Here is an 18320-nt window from a genome sequence, read left to right as displayed (position 1 = left end):
CAGGCAGTGCTTTCAGGTCGCGGCAAGCGGACCATGTGACCCTCGTATTATTGTGTTCTGGGTTGTGACCGAGCTTAGCCTTGTTCATTTTTTTACACAACACCCGCGTAAAAAATAAAAGACGGTACGCTTGAGATAGCCCTTCACACGTGAAATAGCGGATAATGGCACGCCCCGATTTGCAGCAAATCTGCCGTAGATGTGCCATTTCAGGGCATCATGGGGTTGGCTTGACATCAGTATGGCTTTTCGATTGACTGGTCCTGCAAGCCCCCCTTGATTGATATTTTTAACAACAAAGGTGTTGCATCATGTCGGTACCCCCGCGTGCCGTTCAGCTTAACGAAGCGAACGCGTTCCTTAAGGAACATCCTGAGGTTCTCTACGTTGACCTTCTGATTGCAGATATGAATGGTGTGGTGCGCGGCAAGCGCATTGAGCGCACCAGCCTCCACAAGGTTTACGAGAAAGGCATCAACCTGCCGGCCTCCCTCTTCGCCCTGGACATCAACGGTTCTACCGTCGAAAGTACCGGGCTTGGCCTGGACATCGGCGATGCTGACCGCATCTGCTACCCGATCCCCGACACGCTCTGTAATGAGCCGTGGCAAAAGCGCCCCACTGCCCAACTGCTGATGACCATGCACGAGATCGAAGGCGAGCCGTTCTTCGCCGACCCTCGTGAAGTACTGCGTCAAGTGGTGAGCAAGTTCGACGAGCTGGGCCTTACCATTTGCGCTGCATTCGAGCTTGAGTTCTACCTGATCGACCAGGAGAACGTGAACGGCCGCCCACAGCCGCCGCGCTCGCCCATTTCGGGCAAACGCCCGCAGTCGACCCAGGTTTACCTGATCGACGACCTCGACGAATATGCCGACTGCCTGCAGGACATCCTTGAAGGCGCGAAAGAACAAGGCATCCCGGCCGACGCCATCGTCAAGGAAAGCGCCCCGGCGCAGTTCGAAGTCAACCTGCACCACGTGCCCGACCCGCTCAAGGCCTGTGACTACGCAGTACTGCTCAAGCGGTTGATCAAGAACATCGCCTACGACCATGAAATGGACACCACCTTCATGGCCAAGCCCTACCCGGGCCAGGCAGGCAACGGCCTGCATGTACACATTTCCGTGCTGGACAAAGATGGCCACAACATCTTCACCAGCGAGGATCCCGAGCAGAACGCCGCGCTACGTCACGCTGTCGGCGGTGTGCTCGAGACCCTGCCCGCGTCCATGGCGTTCCTTTGCCCGAACGTCAACTCGTACCGCCGCTTTGGCGCGCAGTTCTATGTACCGAACGCGCCAAGCTGGGGCCTGGACAACCGCACCGTAGCGCTGCGTGTGCCTACAGGCTCTGCCGATGCCGTGCGCCTCGAGCACCGGGTAGCCGGCGCCGATGCCAACCCGTACCTGATGATGGCGGCCGTGCTGGCTGGCGTGCACCATGGCCTGACCAACAAGATCGAGCCGGGCAAGCCGATCGAAGGCAACTCGTACGAACAGCTGGAGCAGAGCCTGCCGAACAACCTGCGCGATGCCCTGCGCGAGCTGGACGACAGCGAGATCCTCAACAAGTACATCGATCCGAAGTACATCGACATCTTTGTCGCGTGCAAGGAAAGCGAGCTGGAGGAGTTCGAGCACTCGATCTCCGACCTCGAGTACAACTGGTACCTGCACACCGTGTAAAAAAACGCCGCCCACAAGGGCGGCGTTTTTCATTCCGGACCGCGCCGCTTGCTTCGCGGGTAAACCCGCTCCCACAGGTATTGCACAGCATTCAGAACCTGCGAGGTCCTTGTGGGAGCGGGTTTACCCGCGAAGAGGCCGGCACAGGTTTACAGGGGCTTCTCGAAAATCTTGGAGTTGCGCTGGTAGTTGTACAGCGAGGCCCGCGCCGACGGAAGGCGCTCCACGCCGCTGGGTGCAAAACCGCGCTCGCGGAACCAGTGCGCAGTGCGCGTCGTCAGCACGAACAGGGTATTCAACCCCATCTGCCGCGCCCGGCTCTCGATGCGCTCCAGCAATTCATCCCCACGCCCGCCGTGGCGGTATTCCGGGTTGACCGCCAGGCACGCCAGCTCCCCTGCTTCGGAGTCGGCAATCGGGTACAGCGCCGCACAAGCGATGATCATGCCCTCGCGCTCCACCACGCTGAACTGCTCGATCTCCCGCTCCAGCACTTCACGCGAGCGGCGCACCAGGATGCCCTGTTCTTCCAGCGGGCTGATCAGCTCCAGCAAGCCGCCCACATCCTCGATGGTCGCCTCGCGCACCACTTCGAACTGTTCCTGCGACACCAGCGTACCGCCACCGCCACGGGTGAACAGCTCGGTGAGCAGCGCGCCGTCCTCGGCATAACTGACAATGTGGCTGCGTGCCACGCCGCCCTTGCAGGCCTCGGCGGCGGCATCCAGCAGCTCGCCCTGGTAGTCGCTGCCCAGGCGCTGCAGGTGCGGGGCAACCTGCTGCGGGCGCAGTTCCCGCACCAGCTTGCCGTCGGCGTCCAGCAGGCCCGGCTCGGCGCCGAACAGCAGCAACTTGTCCGCCCCCAGTTCAATGGCGGCACGGGTGGCCACGTCTTCGCAGGCCAGGTTGAAGATTTCGCCGGTGGGCGAGTAGCCCAACGGCGACAGCAGCACGATGGAGCGCTCGTCGAGCAGGCGGCTGATGCCCTTGCGGTCAACCCGGCGCACTTCACCGGTGTGGTGGTAGTCCACCCCTTCGAGCACGCCGATCGGCCGTGCGGTAACCAAGTTGCCGGACGCCACGCGCAGGCGCGAGCCCTGCATCGGCGACGCGGCGATGTCCATCGACAGGCGTGCCTCGATGGCCAGGCGCAGGGCGCCTACGGCGTCGATCACGCAGTCCAGGGTGGCGGCATCGGTAATACGCAAGCCATGGTGGTAGTGCGGGGTCAGCCCGCGATCGGCCAGGCGGCTTTCGATCTGCGGGCGCGAGCCATGCACCAGCACCAGGCGCACGCCAAGGCTGTGCAGCAACACCAGGTCGTGGACGATGTTGCCGAAATTAGGGTGTTCCACACCATCGCCAGGGAGCATGACCACGAAGGTGCAGTCGCGATGGGCATTGATGTACGGGGAGGCATGACGCAGCCAGTTGACGTAGTCGGGCATGACAGGGCCTGTGGATAAGTGGACGGAGAACGGCGATAAAAGGGGCGTTCAAGATCATCGTCGGAACAGGCTTGCGGTCACGCGCGGTCTCCTCTAGGCAGGAACGAATCAACTCGATTGACGTTTAGTGCAGGCAATAGTGCCGGATCAGGTCACGCAATAGACGCACGGTAGGCTCGATTCGTGACATTTCAAGGTATTCGCCGGGCTGGTGGGCGCAGGCGATGTCGCCAGGGCCCAGCACGATGGTCTGGCAACCCAGCTGCTGAAGATAAGGCGCTTCGGTGCCGAACGCCACCGCTTCGGCGCGATGGCCGGTCAGGCGTTCCGCCACTTGCACCAGCTCGGCATCGGCAGCCTGCTCGAACGGCGGCACCTCCGGGAACAGGGGGGCGTAGTCGATGCGCACATCATGGCGTTCGGCCACGGGCACCAGCTTCTCGCGAATGGCGGCGCGCAGTTGCTCTACATCCATGCCCGGCAGCGGCCGCAGGTCGAATTCAAGCGCGCACTGGCCGCAGATGCGGTTGGGGTTGTCGCCGCCGTGGATGCAGCCAAAGTTCATGGTCGGGGTCGGCACGGTGAACTGGGGGTTGCGATAGGTTTGCTGCCATTGCTGGCGCAGGCCCATCAGCTCGCCCATTACCGCATGCATGGCCTCCATGGCGCTGCGGCCCAGGTTCGGGTCCGACGAATGGCCGCTGCGCCCGAGGATGTCGATGCGGTCCATGAGAATGCCTTTGTGCATGCGGATCGGCCGCAGCCCGGTAGGCTCGCCGATGACCGCCGCACGGCCCAGCGGCTGGCCGGCCTCGGCCAGGGCGCGGGCACCGGACATGGAGCTTTCTTCGTCGCAGGTGGCGAGGATCAGCAGTGGCTGCTTGAAGTCGTGCTCCAACAGCGGGATGACAGCTTCGATGACCAGAGCAAAAAAGCCCTTCATGTCGCAACTGCCCAGGCCGACCCAGCGGCCATCGACCTCGGTCAGCTTCAACGGGTCGCTGGCCCACAGTTGTTCGTCATAGGGCACAGTGTCGCTGTGCCCGGCCAGCACCAGGCCACCCGGGCCGCTGCCACGGCTGGCCAGGAGGTTGAACTTGCCCGGCGTGACCTGCTGGATGTCGCATGTGAAGCCCAGGTCGCCCAGCCACCCCGCCAGCAGGTCGATGACCTGGCGGTTGGACTGATCCAGCGCGGGCTGGGTGCAACTGACCGAGGGCGCGGCGATCAAGGCGGCAAACTGGTCTTTCAGCGTCGGCAACGGCATGCGCAAACTCCTCGGAAGCGTTGCCCATCATAGGACTATCCGCCGTCTGGAATAAACCGTTGGCGGCTGACTGCTGTAGACTCTCCGCCAACCACGCCCCTCTTTCGAGTCTGTGATGCACAAAGAAACCGAACTGAAGCTCCGCGCCAGCCGCGAGACCCTTGCCGCCCTGCGCGAGCACCCTCTGCTGAAAAAGCGCAACAAGTCCGGCTGGCAGACCCGTGAACTGCTCAACCAGTACTTCGACACCCCCGAGCGTGAGCTGTCCGCCGCCCGTGTCGCCCTGCGCCTGCGCCGCGATGGCGATGCCGTCATCCAGACCCTCAAGTGCCGCGGCACCAGCGTGGCGGGCCTGTCCGAGCGCAACGAGTACGAATGGAACCTGGACAAGGTCAAGCTCGATCTGAAGAAGCTGGACGCCACCTGCTGGCCCGAGCAACTGGCAGGCCTGGACAAGAAAACCATCAAGCCGCTGTTCACCACCGACTTCAGCCGTGAATACGCCGAAATCGCCTGGGGCCGTGGCAAGAGCAAAGTGGTGATCGAGGCCGCGCTGGACCAAGGCTTCGTGATTGCCGGCAAGCGCAAGGAAGAGATTTGCGAGCTGGAGCTGGAACTGCGCGAAGGTGACCCGCAAGCGCTGCTGGAGCTGGCCGCCGAGCTAGCCGCCAGCCTGCCGCTGATGCCCTGCGACATCAGCAAGGCCGAGCGTGGCTACCGCCTGCTGGAGCCGGACAGCTACGAGCTGGGCCTGCCGCACACCGAGCTGGAAGCCGAAATGGCCCTGGACGACGCCTACGCCGCATTGGCCTGGCAACTGCTGGGCAGCAGCCAGCGCCTGGCCGAGCAGTACCGCCACAACGGCCACTGGCGCCTGCTGCAGGACTGGGTCGAGTGCCTGAGCGAACTGCGCGCACTCACCGCCAGCCTTGGCCAGGCGGCGCCGCGTGCCAGCACCCGTGACCTGCGCAGCAGCCTCGATGCCCTGCTGGAAGACTGGCGCCCGCTGGTGCAGGCCGGCAACGACGACGAGGACATCCGCCGCGCCGCGCCCGAGCAGTTTGCCGAAGAGCTGGAAGACGTGCGCTGGGGCCAGTTCTCGCTGGAAACCTCGCGCTGGCTGCTGGCCCGTGCCTGGACCGTGGAGCGCAAAGGCCGTGGCGAGCGTCAGGGCAAGGCGCAACTGGCCAGCTGGCTGGCTCACCTGCTGGGCGAGGAAGGCCGTGCGTTGAAGCTGCCACTGTACACCCAGCGCCCGGAAGACCTGGCCGAGCAGCTGCCACGTATCGAGCAACTGCTGGGCTGGCTGCACCACGCCCGCCAGGTGCTGGAAGCGCCGCAGATGGACCGCCTGTATGGCGACTTGAAGAAGCTGCACGAGCTGGCCGAACTGCCGATCAGCGATGAAGTGCTGGAAGCCCGTATCGAACAGGCCCGGGCAGTGGATCAGAGCCGCGGCTGGAAGCACCTGATCAAGGCTTGATACCACATCGCCTTTTTTGCAGCACAAGGCTTACAGGTGGACGCAATCCCTGTAGGAGCAGCCTTGTGCTGCGAAGAGGCCCGTTTTGCCACAGATTTTTTCATGTCAGACCGGCCCCTTCGCAGCGCAAGGCTGCTCCTACAGTTACCGCATCTGCCTTGCAATGTGTGTCCTACCGCGACAGCGGCAGGCTGGTGGTGGACTTGATCTCCGACAGCGCCACAATCGAGTTGACTTCCTGAATGCCCGGCACGTTCGACAGCTTTTCGAAGAAGAACCGTTCGTAGGCCTCGATGTCCGACGTGACGATGCGCAGCAGAAAGTCCACCGCCCCCATCAGCACGTAACACTCAAGCACCTCCGGAAACCCGCGGATCGCCTCGGTGAATTCGGTAAAGTTGGAGCGCCCGTGAGCATTTAGCTTCACCTCGGCGAAAATCTGCGTGTTAAGGCCGACCTTCTTGCGGTCCAGCAAGGTCACCTGCCCGCGAATCACCCCCTCTTCCTTCAAGCGTTGTATGCGCCGCCAGCACGGCGATTGCGACAGCCCCACGCGCTCGGCGACCTGCGCGCTGGACAGCGAAGCGTCCTCTTGCAGCAGTTCGAGAATTCGGCGGTCGTAGGCGTCCAGCTCGCTATGCATTATTCAATCTCCCGAGCGACATTATTTGAATTGATCAATTCATCAATACAGCGAAATGATCAGATCATAGCGAAAAAATACCGCCCCTGACGTGCAAGAATTTCTCCCACATTTGCGGAGACCAGCATGAACGCACAACCCCGTACCGACGCCTGGGCCGCCAGCAACGCCCACAGCACCGTGCACTACCGCCTGCAGGCCGACGCCGAGCCCGACAGCCTGTGCCGCGTGCTCAACCTGTTTGCCCTTCAGTTCCTGACCCCGCACAGCGTGCACGTCAGCCAGCAGGAAGACTGGCTGGATATCGAAGTCGGCATTGGCGGCCTGAGCTGGCACCGGGCCGAGGTGATTGCGCAGAAACTGCGTAACCTGGTGTGTGTGGGTGAAGTGAGCCTGACAAATGTGCATCGGGTGGCGTTGGCAGTGGTCTGAACCCTCTGCTGTCCTGCGCCGGCCTCTTCGCGGGTAAACCCGCTCCCACAGGGATCGCGCAGACCTTGTAACCTGTGCAGTACCTGTGGGAGCGGGTTTTACCCGCGAAGAGGCCGGCACAGGCGCTGCAAAACCCTGAAATCCTTCACCTTCGATGCCCTCCCGCCGCCCGGCTAGCCTTGACCAGCACTCCCCATCAGGCACGGACGCCAACCATGCACACCCCCGACAACCTGGAACTCGACCTGAAGCACGTGCTCCAGGCCCTGCTAGCCGATCAGTACCTGCACGCCACCGACACCCTGCAAGTACTCGAACACGCCGCCGCACACCCCACCGCCCACCCCTTGGAACAAGTCGCCGCCTGCTGCCTGAAAGACCGCCGACAACCCGGCCAACTGCTGGACTTGGACAGCCTCTGCCAATGGCTGGCCAACAAGGTCGGCCAACCCTACCTGCGCATCGACCCCATGCAGCTCGACCTGCCCCAGGTCGCCGGCCTGGTATCCCCCGCCTTCGCCCAGCGCCATGGCATCCTCATCGTCGCCGACGCCCCCTCCGGCATCACCGTGGCCAGCGCCCAGCCCTACCAGGACGACTGGCAGGCTGACCTGGCTCGCAGCCTGGGTCGACCGATTCGTCGCGTGCTGGCCAGCCCAATACAGATCCGCCAGTCAGGGCAGGCGTTTCACCGCCTGGCCCAGTCGGTAAAGGGCGCACAGCACCAGCAATCGGCCAGCCTGGGCGAACTCGAACAGTGGCTGGAACTGGGCAAGCGCCAGACCGAGGCCAGCGCCGACGACGCGCACATCGTGCATATCGTCGACTGGCTGCTGCAATACGCCATTGAGCAGCGCGCCAGCGATATCCACCTGGAGCCCCGACGCGCACAGGGCCAGTTGCGCTACCGCATCGATGGCCTGCTGCACACCGTCTATGCCTTCCCCGCCGGGGTCACCCTGGCGCTGGTCAGCCGCCTGAAACACCTGGGCCGCCTGGACGTTGCAGAAAAGCGCCGCCCGCAGGACGGCCGCCTGCAAAGCCGGCTACCGGGTGGCGGCGAAGTGGAGCTAAGGCTGTCGACCCTGCCGACCCCGTTCGGCGAAAAGCTGGTACTGCGCCTGTTCGACCCGCACCAACTGCACGAGGGCTTCGAGCGCCTCGGTCTGCAGGGGCCACAGTTGGCCCAGTGGCAAGGCCTGCTGCGCCAGCGCCAAGGCATCATCCTGGTCACCGGCCCCACCGGTTCCGGCAAGACCAGCACGCTGTACGCCAGCCTCAAGCTGCTGGCCACGCCGCAGGTCAACCTGTGCACCATCGAAGACCCGATCGAGCGCCTGGAACCGGCCTTCAACCAGCTGCAGGTGCAGCCCGCGCTGGACCTGGGTTTTGCCAGTGCCGTGCGGGCCATGCTGCGCCAGGACCCGGACATCATCATGATCGGCGAGATCCGCGACCGCGAAACCGCGCTGGTGGCGGTGCAGGCGGCCCTGACCGGGCACCTGGTACTGTCGACCCTGCATACCAACGACGCCTGCGCCGCAATCACCCGCCTGCAAGAGCTGGGTGTGGCCGACTACCTGATCAAGGCCACGCTGGTCGGGGTCATGGCCCAGCGCCTGGTGCGTACAGTGTGCCCAGACTGTGTGGCGAACCCATCAGCCAGTTGCCTGACCTGCCGTGGCACCGGTTTTCATGGGCGTACGGGGCTGTTCGAACTGCTGCAGCCCAGCGAAACCCTGCGTGCATTGATTGGCCCGAACGCCGACCTGGCCCATTTGCGGCGCCAGGCGCTGGCCGATGGCCTGGTTGACCTGCGCCGTTGCGGCGAGGCCAAAGTGGCGTGCGGGCAGACCCGTGCCGAGGAAGTGCTGCGCGTCTGCAGCTGACGAAAAGTCCTTTGTATTCAAGGAACTTGCCTTGCCCAGAAAGATCCAACCGCGCATCTTCAACCCTCACCCTTCGAGGTGTTTCAACATGCGTCTCAAAACCGCCATCGCTGCCGCTGCCTTGCTTTCGCTGCCAATCGGCTCGGCCATGGCCGATACCTTCTGGCGTAACGTGATGACTTCCGGTGCAACCACTGGATCGAGCTACCTGACCTCACGAGATCACAAACTGGTTGTGGCCGCGCAGGACGACGCCAGCAGCTTCGTCGCCAGCGAAGGCACAATCCGCGGGCCGTTCCTGGAAGCGGCCATGCGCCAGGCGCGGGCAGAGCACCCAGGGATGCAGGCTTCCGACATGGAGCTGGCCAATGCCATCCTGGCCAAGAATGCGGTAGCCGAGTAATTCCTTGGGGGTGCTTCGCACCCCAATCGCGGCACAAGGCCGCTCCTACAGGGTATCGCGTTCCCTTGTAGGAGCGGCCTTGTGTCGCGATGGGCCGCAAAGCGGCCCCTGTTCTCAGCGGTAAGCCTCCACCGGCACACACGCGCAGAACAGGTTCCTGTCCCCATATACGTTGTCGACCCGGTTCACCGCTGGCCAGTATTTGTGCTGGCGCACGTGAGCACTGGGCGCCACCGCTTGCTCCAGGCTATACGGCCTGTCCCACACCCCCAGCACATCTGCCAGGGTATGCGGCGCATGCTTGAGCGGGTTGTTCTCCGCCGGCCAGTTGCCCTCCTGCACCTCGCCAATCTCTGCACGAATCGCCAGCATCGCCTCGACGAACCGGTCCAGCTCGGCTTTCGACTCACTTTCGGTCGGCTCCACCATCAGCGTACCGGGCACCGGGAATGACATGGTGGGGGCATGGAAGCCATAGTCCATCAGGCGCTTCGCCACGTCCTCCTCGCTGATACCAGTCAGTGCCTTCAACGGCCGCAGGTCGAGGATGCACTCATGCGCCACCCGCTGGTTGCGCCCGCGGTAGAGCACCGGGAAGGCGCCGCCCAGCTGGCTGGCCAGGTAGTTGGCCGAAAGGATCGCCACCTCGCTGGCATCGGCCAGCTGCGGCCCCATCATGGCAATGTACATCCAGCTGATCGGCAAGATGCTTGCGCTACCCCAGGGCGCAGCGCTGACCGCGCTGTTGTTCGGGTCCAGGCCGGGCACCGGTACCACCGGGTGGCTGGCGACAAACGGCGTGAGGTGCGCGCGGATACCGATCGGCCCCATGCCCGGCCCACCACCGCCGTGTGGGATGCAGAAGGTCTTGTGCAGGTTCATGTGCGAGACATCGGCACCAATGTCGGCCGGACGCGTCAGGCCCACCTGGGCATTGAGGTTGGCGCCATCCATGTACACCTGGCCGCCGTGCTGATGGACCACTTCGCAGATTTCGCGAATGCCCTCTTCGTACACCCCGTGGGTGGACGGGTACGTGACCATCAGGCATGACAGGCGCTCCCCGGCCGCGTGGGCCTTGGCCTTGAGGTCGGCCAGGTCGACGTTGCCGTGCTCGTCGCAATCCACGATCACCACCTCCATGCCCGCCATTTGCGCCGACGCCGGGTTGGTGCCGTGGGCCGACGACGGAATCAGGCACAGCGTGCGCTGTGGCTGGTGGCGGCTGCGATGGTAGCGAGTAATGGCCATCAGGCCTGCGTACTCGCCCTGGGCACCGGAGTTGGGCTGCATGCAAATGGCATCGAAGCCGGTAATTGCGCACAGCCAGCGTTCCAGCTCATCGATCATCGCCTTGTAACCCGTGGCCTGGGCCGCCGGCGCAAAGGGGTGCATCTGGGCAAAACCGGGCCAGGTGATGGGGATCATTTCACTGCTGGCGTTGAGCTTCATGGTGCACGAACCCAGCGGGATCATCGACTGGTTCAGGGCCAGGTCCTTGTTCTCCAGCTGCTTGAGGTAGCGCAGCATCTCGGTTTCGCTGTGGTGCAGGTTGAACACCGGGTGAGCGAGAAACGGCGTGCGCCGCACCAGGCCGGCAGGAATGCCTTCGGGCAGGGCCAACTGGTCGAGGGCGGCAATCTCCAGGCCGTGGTCCACACCCAGGAAGATATCGAGCAGGCGCAACACCGTGTGCTCGTTACAGGTTTCGTCCAGGCTCACGCCCAGGTGCCCGCGACCAAGAATGCGCAAGTTGATGTGCGCGGCTTCGGCGCTTTCGATAATGGCCGCCTGGGCACCGCCTACATCCAGGGTGAGGGTGTCGAAGAAATGCTGGTTGAGCCGCTGGATGCCTTTGGCTTCCAGGCCAGCCGCCAGGATGAAGGTCAGCCGGTGCACGCGCTGGGCGATGCGCTGCAGGCCTTCAGGGCCGTGGTACACCGCGTAGAAGCCGGCAATATTGGCCAACAACACCTGGGCCGTGCAGATATTGGAGTTGGCCTTCTCGCGGCGGATATGCTGCTCGCGGGTTTGCAGGGCCATGCGCAGCGCCGTGTTGCCACGGGCATCGCGCGACACGCCAATGATGCGCCCCGGCATGGCACGCTTGTAGTCGTCGCGGCAGGCGAAGTAGGCCGCGTGGGGGCCGCCGTAGCCCATCGGCACGCCGAAGCGCTGGGTCGAGCCCAGTACCACATCGGCGCCCATCTCGCCGGGGGGCGCCAGCACCACCAGGCTGAGCAGGTCGGCAGCCACGCAGGCCAGCGCCTGCTGGCTGTGCAGATGGTCGATCAGCGGGCGCAGGTCGCGCACCTCGCCGTGGGTGTCGGGATACTGCAGCAACGCGCCGAACACGGCGTGATTACCAAGGTTATCCACAGCGTCGACGATCAGTTCGAAGCCAAAGCCCTCGGCGCGGGTCTTCAGCACCGACAGGGTCTGCGGGTGGCAGTGCTGGTCGGCAAAGAAGGCGTTGCTCTTGTTGCGCGCCATCCGCTTGGCCAAGGCCATGGCCTCGGCGGCGGCGGTGGCTTCATCGAGCAGCGAGGCATTGGCCAGCGCCAGCCCGGTAAGGTCGATGACCATTTGCTGGAAGTTCAGCAACGCCTCCAGCCGGCCTTGGGCGATTTCGGGTTGATACGGCGTATAGGCGGTGTACCAGCCGGGGTTTTCCAGCACGTTACGCAGGATGACCGTGGGGGTGATGGTGCCGTGGTAGCCCATGCCGATGAGGCTGGTCCAGACCTGGTTCTGCGCGGCGTATCCGGCGAGCTTGGCCAGGGCGCCCTGTTCGTCCAGCGCCGCTGGCAGGTCGAGGGGGCGATTGAGGCGGATGTCTGGCGGTACGGTCTGCTCGATCAGCTCATTGCGGCTGGCAACACCCAACACGTTGAGCATGGCCTGCTGCTCTGCGGCATCGGGGCCCAGGTGGCGACGCAGGAAAGGGTTGAGCTCTTGCAGTTGATGCAGGGATGGCGACTGGGACATGACGACGCTCTCTTCCTAGACCAGGTCTCATGGAGACTTACAAGTCTAGGAAGGGATTGCCGATTCTGCGGGGAAACTTGCTTTGGCCTGGCGAAAGCCGGGGGCGCGTTGCGCACCTATCGCGACACAAGGCCTCTCCTACAAGGGATCGAGATCTCCTGTAGGAGCGGCCTTGTGTCGCGATAGGGCTGCAAAGCAGCCCCAAGATCTATCAGTTACTCGCCGATGGCAGCTGCATAGCCAGCAGCATCCAGCAGCTTTTCCAGCTCGGCCGGGTTGCTTGGCTTCAGTTTGAAGATCCAAGCGCCGTAAGGTTCTTCGTTGAGCTGCTCCGGGCTGTCAGCCAGCTCTTCGTTGACTGCGATCACTTCGCCACCGATCGGGGCGTAGATGTCCGAAGCGGCCTTGACCGACTCGACCACACCGGCGGCGTCGCCAGCGGCGAATACCTTGCCGACTTCGGCCAGCTCGACGAACACTACGTCACCCAGGGCTTGCTGGGCGTGGTCGCTGATACCCACGGTCACGCTGCCGTCGGCTTCCAGGCGAGCCCACTCGTGGCTTTCGGCAAAACGCAGGTCGGCGGGGATATTGCTCATGTCTTGAATTCCTCGATTGGCTCAGCGGTAGGCCCGCCGGTTAAAAAATGTTCAGATCAGGATTTTGCCGTGGCGCACGAAGGTCGGTTTGACCACCCGCACCGGGTACCATTTGCCGCGGATTTCCACCTCGGCCCGGTCACCGGTAGCCATGGGTACGCGCGCAAGGGCAATAGACTTGCTCAGCGTAGGTGAGAAACTACCACTGGTGATCTCCCCTTCGCCAATCCCGGCCACACGCACCACCTGGTGGGCACGCAACACGCCGCGCTCTTCCAGCACCAGGCCGACCAGTTTTTCCTGCACACCCTGTTCGATTTCCGCCAGCAGGCCGGCGCGGCCGATGAAGTCGCGCTCGGCCGGCTCCCAGGCGATGCTCCAGCCCAGGTTGGAGGTCAGCGGGGTGTGGGCTTCGTCGATGTCCTGGCCGTACAGGTTCATGCCGGCTTCCAGGCGCAGGGTGTCGCGGGCGCCGAGGCCACTGGGGGCGATGCCGGCGCCGACCAGGTCGTTGAAGAATGCCACCGCCTGATCGCCCGGGAAGATGATCTCCAGGCCGTCTTCACCGGTATACCCGGTGCGGGCAATAAACCAGTCGCCCTCGGCAACGCCTTCGAACGGGCGCAGTTCGCGAATCAATGCTGCGCGCGTGGGGCTGAGCAGGGCTGCCACCTTTTCGCGTGCACGCGGGCCCTGGATGGCGAGAATGGCAAGATCGGGGCGGACCTGGAAGTCCACGGCAAACCCGGCCCGCTGCTGTTGCAGCCAATCCAGCACTCTGGCCCGGGTGGCGGCGTTGGTGACCAGGCGGTAGCCGTTTTCCGTGCGGTAGACGATCAAGTCGTCGATCACCCCGCCCTGCTCATGGAGCAGCGGGCTGTATAGCGCCTTGCCGGTTTCTTCGAGGCGGGTCACGTCGTTGGCCAAGAGGCGTTGCAGCCAGGCAGTGGCATCGCTGCCATCGACGTCGACCACGGTCATGTGGGACACATCGAAAACCCCGCAATCGCTGCGCACCTGGTGGTGCTCCTCGACCTGCGAGCCATAGTGCAGGGGCATGTCCCAGCCACCGAAATCGACCGTTTTGGCGCCAAGCGCCAGGTGCAGGTCATACAAAAGCGTGCGCTGTCCCATGGGTTTCTCCTTCCGGGCGTGGCGAAGCGGCGGCGGTCGATGACGTTTGATCGTCAGCTCTTCTTGTAGGACCCACCGCGCGAATGCCGCGCATTGTAGCCGCAAGGACGCAGGCTGGCACCCTCAGTGACTGCGACCGGGTCGATGTGCCGAACGGCGGATCAGGCCGATGACCGGCAGCAGGCCCACCAGCACCAGCGTCAATGCGGGCAGCGAGGCACGTGCCCATTCGCCCTCGCTGGTCATCTCGAACACCCGTACCGCCAAGGTGTCCCAGCCGAACGGTCGCATCAGCAAGGTGGCCGGCATTTCCTTGAGCACGTCGACGAACACCAGCAGGGCGGCGCTGAGGGCACCGGGCACCAGCAGCGGCAGATACACCTTGAAAAACAATCTGGGCCCACCCACGCCCAGGCTACGGGAGGCCTCGGGCAGTGACGGGCGGATACGCTCCAGGCTGCTTTCCAGCGGCCCGTAGGCCACGGCGATGAAGCGCACCAGATAGGCCAACAGCAAGGCCGCAAGGCTGCCCAGCAGCAGCGGCTTGCCTGCCCCGCCCAACCAGCTGGACAGCGGGATGACCAAGTGGTTATCGAGGTAACTGAAGGCCAGCATGATCGACACTGCCAGCACCGAGCCCGGCAAGGCATAGCCCAGATTGGCCAGGCCGACCCCGGAGCGGATACCCCCCGTCGGCGCCTGCCGCCGGGCAAAGGCCAGCACCAGCGCCACGCTCACCGTGACCAGTGCCGCCATGCTGCCCAGGTACAGGGTGTGCAACACCAGGCCGACATAGCGCTCGTCCAGGTCATGCCGGCCGCGTTGCCAGAACCACGCCAGCAGCTGCAGCAGCGGGATGACGAAGGCGCAGGCAAACACCAGCAGGCACCAGCCACTGGCCAGCAACGCCTTCATCCCACGCAGGTGGTACAACGCCTGCACCCGCGGCCGCTCGTTGCCGCTGCGGCTGGCACCCCGGGCACGGCGCTCGCCGTACAGCACCAGCATCACTGCCAGCAGCAACAGGCTGGCCAGCTGGGCGGCGCTGGACAGGCTGAAGAAGCCGTACCAGGTCTTGTAGATGGCGGTGGTGAAGGTGTCGAAATTGAACACGGCCACCGCGCCGAAGTCGGCCAGGGTTTCCATCAAGGCCAGGGCAATGCCGGCACCGATCGCCGGCCGCGCCATGGGCAGGGCCACGCGCCAGAACGCTTGCAGGGGCGATAGCCCGAGTACGCGCGCCGCTTCCATCAGGCCTTTGCCCTGGGCCAGGAAGGCCGTGCGCGCCAGCAGGTAGACGTAGGGGTAGAACACCAGCACCAGCACGATGATCACCCCGCCGGTGGAGCGCACCCGCGGCAGGCGCATCGGCCCGAACACCTCACGCAGCGCGCTTTGCACCGGGCCGGCGAAGTCCAGCAGGCCGACGAAGACGAACGCCAGCACATAGGCCGGGATGGCGAACGGCAGCATCAGCGCCCAGTCCAGCCAGCGCCGGCCAGGGAATTCGCAGAGGCTGGTGAGCCAGGCGAGGCTGACGCCCAGTACGGTGACGCCGATGCCCACACCCACCACCAGCGTCAGGGTATTGCCCAACAGGCGGCTCATCTGGGTGTCGAGCAGGTGCGACCAGATCTGCGTATCGATCGACTGCCACGACAGCAGCAGAACGCTCAGGGGCAGCAGCACCAGGGCGGCGATCAGGGAGACCGGGAGGTACCAGCGGCGTTGGGGGGTGTGGGGCAAGGCTGAAATCTCGAGTGCGATGGCGACCGCTGCGCGGTCGTTCGCGGGTGAACCCGCTCCCACAGGGGCTGCACAAGATACAAGTATTGTGCGATCCCTGTGGGAGCGGATTCACCCGCGAAGAGGCCCTGAAAGGCCCCGGAAGGATAAGGCCTGGCGCTTAGTTGTAGCCAGCCCGATCCATCAGGCGGATGGCTTCGGCCTGGCGCTTGCCGGCGATTTCCACCGGAATGCTGTCAGCCTTGAAGCTGCCCCACGCCGCCACTTCCTCGGAAGGCTTCACCTTCGGGTTGGCCGGGAACTCCTGGTTGATGTCGGCGAACAGCTTTTGCGCGTCTTCGCCCGTCATCCATTCCACCAGCTTTTTCGCCGCTTCCGGGTGTGGCGCGTGCTTGGTCAGGCCAATACCCGACAGGTTGACGTGCACACCACGGTCACCCTGGTTGGGCCAGAAGATCTTCACCGGCAGGTTCGGGTTCTGCTTGTGCAGGCGGCCGTAGTAGTAAGTGTTGACCACGCCCACGTCGCACTGGCCGGCCTCGATGGCCTGGATCACCGCGTTGTCATCGGAGAACACATCGGTGGACAGGTTGTTGACCCAGCCTTTGACGATTTGCTCGGTCTTTGCCTCGCCATGGGTCTCGATCAGGGTGGCGGTGAGCGACTGGTTGTACACCTTCTTCGCCGTGCGCAGGCACAGGCGCCCTTCCCACTGTTTGTCGGCCAGGGCTTCGTAGGTGCTCAACTCCTCGGGTTTGACCCGCTCGGTGGAGTAGATGATGGTGCGGGCGCGCAGGCTCAGGCCGGTCCAGTCATGGGACGAGGCGCGGTACTGCGGCGGAATGTTCTGGTCGATGATGTCGGACTTGATCGGCTGCAGGATGCCCATCTGCTCGGCTTGCCACAGGTTGCCGGCATCGACGGTCAAAAGCAGGTCGGCCACGCCGTTGTCGCCCTCGGCCTTGATGCGCTGCATCAGCGGGGCTTCCTTGTCGGTGATGAACTTGATCTTGACCCCGGTCTTGGCGGTATAGGCATCGAACACCGGCTTGATCAGCTCGTCGATGCGCGAGGAGTACACCACCACTTCGTCCGCCGCTTGGGCAGTGCCGCCGAACAGGGTCAGGGCCAGGGCGGCCAGTAGGGGCTTGCGTGGCAACATGGGAAGCACTCCTCGGAACGTTTGAGAGGTGCGAATGGTAGTGAATCCCATTTTCTGGCTCATCTACCTAGCAGTTACCGGATGTTGCAGAGCTTGCACCGCCCATTGTAGGAGCAGCCTTGCGCTGCGAAAGGGCCGGCAGCCAACCGAGCAAAACTGGCTGGTTTCACTGGCCTCTTCGCAGCACAAGGCTGCTCCTACAAAGCATCGCGCACAGCCTTCAGGCTTTGGCCAGATCCGGCAGATCACCACTCAAACCCAATGCCTGGCGCACAAACAGCGCCTTGGCCTCCGGCATCTGCTCCACCAGTTTCAACCCGCTGTTACGCAACCAGCGCAATGGCAGCGGGTTGGCCTGGAACAACCGCTCAAAGCCCTCCATGGCCGCCATCAGCGCCAGGTTGTGCGGCATGCGTCGCCGCTCGTAACGGCTCAACACCTTCACATCCGCCAGCCGCTCACCCCGCTCGCAGGCATTGACCAGCACTTCGGCCAGCACCGCAGCATCGAGGAAGCCCAGGTTGACGCCCTGCCCCGCCAGCGGGTGGATGGTGTGCGCAGCATCGCCGATCAAGGCCAGGCCCTCGTCCACATAGCGCTTGGCGTGGCGCTGGCGCAGCGGCACGCACACCCGCGGATCGGCCTGCAGCACGTCACCCAGGCGCCCCTCGAAAGCACGCTCCAGGGCCTGCAGGAAGGCGGCTTCACCCAGCGCCATCAACTGCTCGGCATGCTCCGGGGTGGTCGACCACACAATCGAGCACCAATCCTGCTGGCCATCGCGGGTCAACGGCAGAAATGCCAACGGCCCCTCATCGGTGAAGCGCTGCCAGGCCGTGGCCTGGTGCCCGGCACTGCAGCGCACGCTGGTGACGATGGCATGGTGCAGGTAATCCCATTCGCGAGTTTCGCAGCCAGCCAGGCGCCGCACCGCCGAATTGGCACCGTCGGCGGCGATCACCAGCGGAGCACGCAGTTGCCGGCCATCCGCCAGGGTCAGCAACCACTCGTCCCCCGAGCGACGCAACTGCTCCAGCCGCGCGTTGGGCAGCAGGCCGATGTCGCTGTCGTGCAGGCGCTCCAGCAGGCCATCCTGCACCACCCGGTTCTCGACGATATGGCCAAGCACCTGGGCGTGCACGCTGGCAGCCGAGAAGTGAATCTGCCCGGTGCCGCTGCCATCCCACACATGCATGTCGGAATACGGCGTAGCGCGCCGCTGGGCGATGCCGTCCCACGCGCCGAGGCGCTCGAGGATGCGCTGGCTGGCCGCCGACAGCGCGCTGACACGTGGCTCGAACGGCGCCTGGGCGTCGAAGGGCTTGACCGTCAGCGGGCCGCCATCGAGCAAGAGGATTTGCAAGCCACTGTGGCGCAACGCCAGGGCCAGTGCGCTGCCAACCATACCGGCACCGACAATCAACAGATCTGCGCGCAT

The 18320-nt window shown here is 64.1% G+C and carries 14 protein-coding genes; 5 read left to right on the top strand and 9 right to left on the bottom strand.

Translation table 11 applies throughout. The features are described from left to right. The first annotated feature begins 311 nt into the window (after positions 1-311). Positions 312-1688 (top strand): glutamine synthetase family protein, encoded by a 1377-nt coding sequence (locus ABI582_RS05085; protein WP_016502146.1) that lies wholly within the window; start codon positions 312-314, stop codon positions 1686-1688. 149 nt (positions 1689-1837) lie between these two features. On the opposite strand, the gene argA is transcribed toward ABI582_RS05085, so the two are convergent. Further along, positions 1838-3136, bottom strand: a complete 1299-nt coding sequence (gene argA / locus ABI582_RS05080; protein WP_016502147.1) for an amino-acid N-acetyltransferase — start codon at positions 3134-3136, stop codon at positions 1838-1840. A gap of 124 nt (positions 3137-3260) precedes the next feature. Beyond that, on the bottom strand, positions 3261-4403 hold the full coding sequence (argE, locus tag ABI582_RS05075; protein ID WP_019473412.1) for an acetylornithine deacetylase: 1143 nt from the start codon (positions 4401-4403) through the stop codon (positions 3261-3263). 115 nt (positions 4404-4518) lie between these two features. Between argE and ABI582_RS05070 the strand changes: the two genes are divergently transcribed. Continuing rightward, positions 4519-5886 carry a CYTH domain-containing protein gene (locus ABI582_RS05070; protein WP_016502149.1) on the top strand — a complete coding sequence of 456 codons (1368 nt, stop codon included), beginning with the start codon at positions 4519-4521 and terminating at the stop codon, positions 5884-5886. Positions 5887-6058: 172 nt separating this feature from the next. Here ABI582_RS05070 and ABI582_RS05065 read toward each other — a convergent pair whose 3' ends face one another. Further along, positions 6059-6529 carry an Lrp/AsnC family transcriptional regulator gene (locus ABI582_RS05065; RefSeq protein ID WP_016502150.1) on the bottom strand — a complete coding sequence of 157 codons (471 nt, stop codon included), beginning with the start codon at positions 6527-6529 and terminating at the stop codon, positions 6059-6061. A 126-nt stretch (positions 6530-6655) separates the two neighbouring features. Between ABI582_RS05065 and ABI582_RS05060 the strand changes: the two genes are divergently transcribed. From ABI582_RS05060 to ABI582_RS05050, 3 genes are all read left to right on the top strand, one after another. Next, entirely contained in the window at positions 6656-6961 is a 306-nt protein-coding gene (locus tag ABI582_RS05060) for a hypothetical protein (RefSeq protein ID WP_258654328.1), read from the top strand. Between the two features lie 215 nt (positions 6962-7176). Then, a complete protein-coding gene (locus ABI582_RS05055) occupies positions 7177-8850 on the top strand; it encodes a GspE/PulE family protein (RefSeq protein WP_442118541.1) in 1674 nt (557 codons plus the stop codon). Between the two features lie 88 nt (positions 8851-8938). Beyond that, a complete protein-coding gene (locus ABI582_RS05050) occupies positions 8939-9253 on the top strand; it encodes a DUF2388 domain-containing protein (protein ID WP_338745571.1) in 315 nt (104 codons plus the stop codon). A 114-nt stretch (positions 9254-9367) separates the two neighbouring features. Here the strand turns inward: ABI582_RS05050 and gcvP are convergent, their stop codons facing one another. The 6 genes from gcvP to ABI582_RS05020 form a co-directional block, all read right to left on the bottom strand. Next, positions 9368-12241, bottom strand: coding sequence for an aminomethyl-transferring glycine dehydrogenase (gene gcvP, locus ABI582_RS05045; RefSeq protein ID WP_442118540.1), 2874 nt, complete (start codon positions 12239-12241; stop codon positions 9368-9370). Positions 12242-12456: 215 nt separating this feature from the next. Then, the gene (gcvH, locus tag ABI582_RS05040) at positions 12457-12840 is read right to left on the bottom strand and encodes a glycine cleavage system protein GcvH (RefSeq protein ID WP_338745573.1); all 384 of its coding nucleotides are present in this window, start codon (positions 12838-12840) and stop codon (positions 12457-12459) included. Between the two features lie 51 nt (positions 12841-12891). After that, positions 12892-13974, bottom strand: a complete 1083-nt coding sequence (gene gcvT, locus ABI582_RS05035; protein WP_338745574.1) for a glycine cleavage system aminomethyltransferase GcvT — start codon at positions 13972-13974, stop codon at positions 12892-12894. A 123-nt stretch (positions 13975-14097) separates the two neighbouring features. After that, entirely contained in the window at positions 14098-15720 is a 1623-nt protein-coding gene (locus ABI582_RS05030) for an ABC transporter permease (RefSeq protein WP_442118539.1), read from the bottom strand. A gap of 160 nt (positions 15721-15880) precedes the next feature. Next, positions 15881-16882, bottom strand: coding sequence for an extracellular solute-binding protein (locus tag ABI582_RS05025; RefSeq protein ID WP_016489739.1), 1002 nt, complete (start codon positions 16880-16882; stop codon positions 15881-15883). A 220-nt stretch (positions 16883-17102) separates the two neighbouring features. Next, the gene (locus tag ABI582_RS05020; protein WP_442118538.1) at positions 17103-18320 is read right to left on the bottom strand and encodes a 2-octaprenyl-3-methyl-6-methoxy-1,4-benzoquinol hydroxylase; all 1218 of its coding nucleotides are present in this window, start codon (positions 18318-18320) and stop codon (positions 17103-17105) included.

The organism is Pseudomonas sp. SAS7, from assembly GCF_052112345.1.
Classification (GTDB): domain Bacteria; phylum Pseudomonadota; class Gammaproteobacteria; order Pseudomonadales; family Pseudomonadaceae; genus Aquipseudomonas; species Aquipseudomonas putida_Q.
The sequence above is the reverse complement of the archived record's forward strand: the minus strand, read 5'-3'. Positions and strand labels throughout refer to the sequence as shown.

Bases quoted from the DNA above. Each gene is read 5' to 3' on its own strand.
- gcvT (WP_338745574.1), bottom strand. From the start codon at position 13,974: ATGGGACAGCGCACGCTTTTGTATGACCTGCACCTGGCGCTTGGCGCC.
- ABI582_RS05025 (WP_016489739.1), bottom strand. From the start codon at position 16,882: ATGTTGCCACGCAAGCCCCTACTGGCCGCCCTGGCCCTGACCCTGTTC.
- ABI582_RS05050 (WP_338745571.1), top strand. From the start codon at position 8,939: ATGCGTCTCAAAACCGCCATCGCTGCCGCTGCCTTGCTTTCGCTGCCA.
- argA (WP_016502147.1), bottom strand. From the start codon at position 3,136: ATGCCCGACTACGTCAACTGGCTGCGTCATGCCTCCCCGTACATCAAT.
- ABI582_RS05065 (WP_016502150.1), bottom strand. From the start codon at position 6,529: ATGCATAGCGAGCTGGACGCCTACGACCGCCGAATTCTCGAACTGCTG.
- ABI582_RS05020 (WP_442118538.1), bottom strand. From the start codon at position 18,320: ATGCGCGCAGATCTGTTGATTGTCGGTGCCGGTATGGTTGGCAGCGCA.
- gcvH (WP_338745573.1), bottom strand. From the start codon at position 12,840: ATGAGCAATATCCCCGCCGACCTGCGTTTTGCCGAAAGCCACGAGTGG.
- gcvP (WP_442118540.1), bottom strand. From the start codon at position 12,241: ATGTCCCAGTCGCCATCCCTGCATCAACTGCAAGAGCTCAACCCTTTC.
- argE (WP_019473412.1), bottom strand. From the start codon at position 4,403: ATGCCGTTGCCGACGCTGAAAGACCAGTTTGCCGCCTTGATCGCCGCG.
- ABI582_RS05070 (WP_016502149.1), top strand. From the start codon at position 4,519: ATGCACAAAGAAACCGAACTGAAGCTCCGCGCCAGCCGCGAGACCCTT.
- ABI582_RS05060 (WP_258654328.1), top strand. From the start codon at position 6,656: ATGAACGCACAACCCCGTACCGACGCCTGGGCCGCCAGCAACGCCCAC.
- ABI582_RS05085 (WP_016502146.1), top strand. From the start codon at position 312: ATGTCGGTACCCCCGCGTGCCGTTCAGCTTAACGAAGCGAACGCGTTC.
- ABI582_RS05055 (WP_442118541.1), top strand. From the start codon at position 7,177: ATGCACACCCCCGACAACCTGGAACTCGACCTGAAGCACGTGCTCCAG.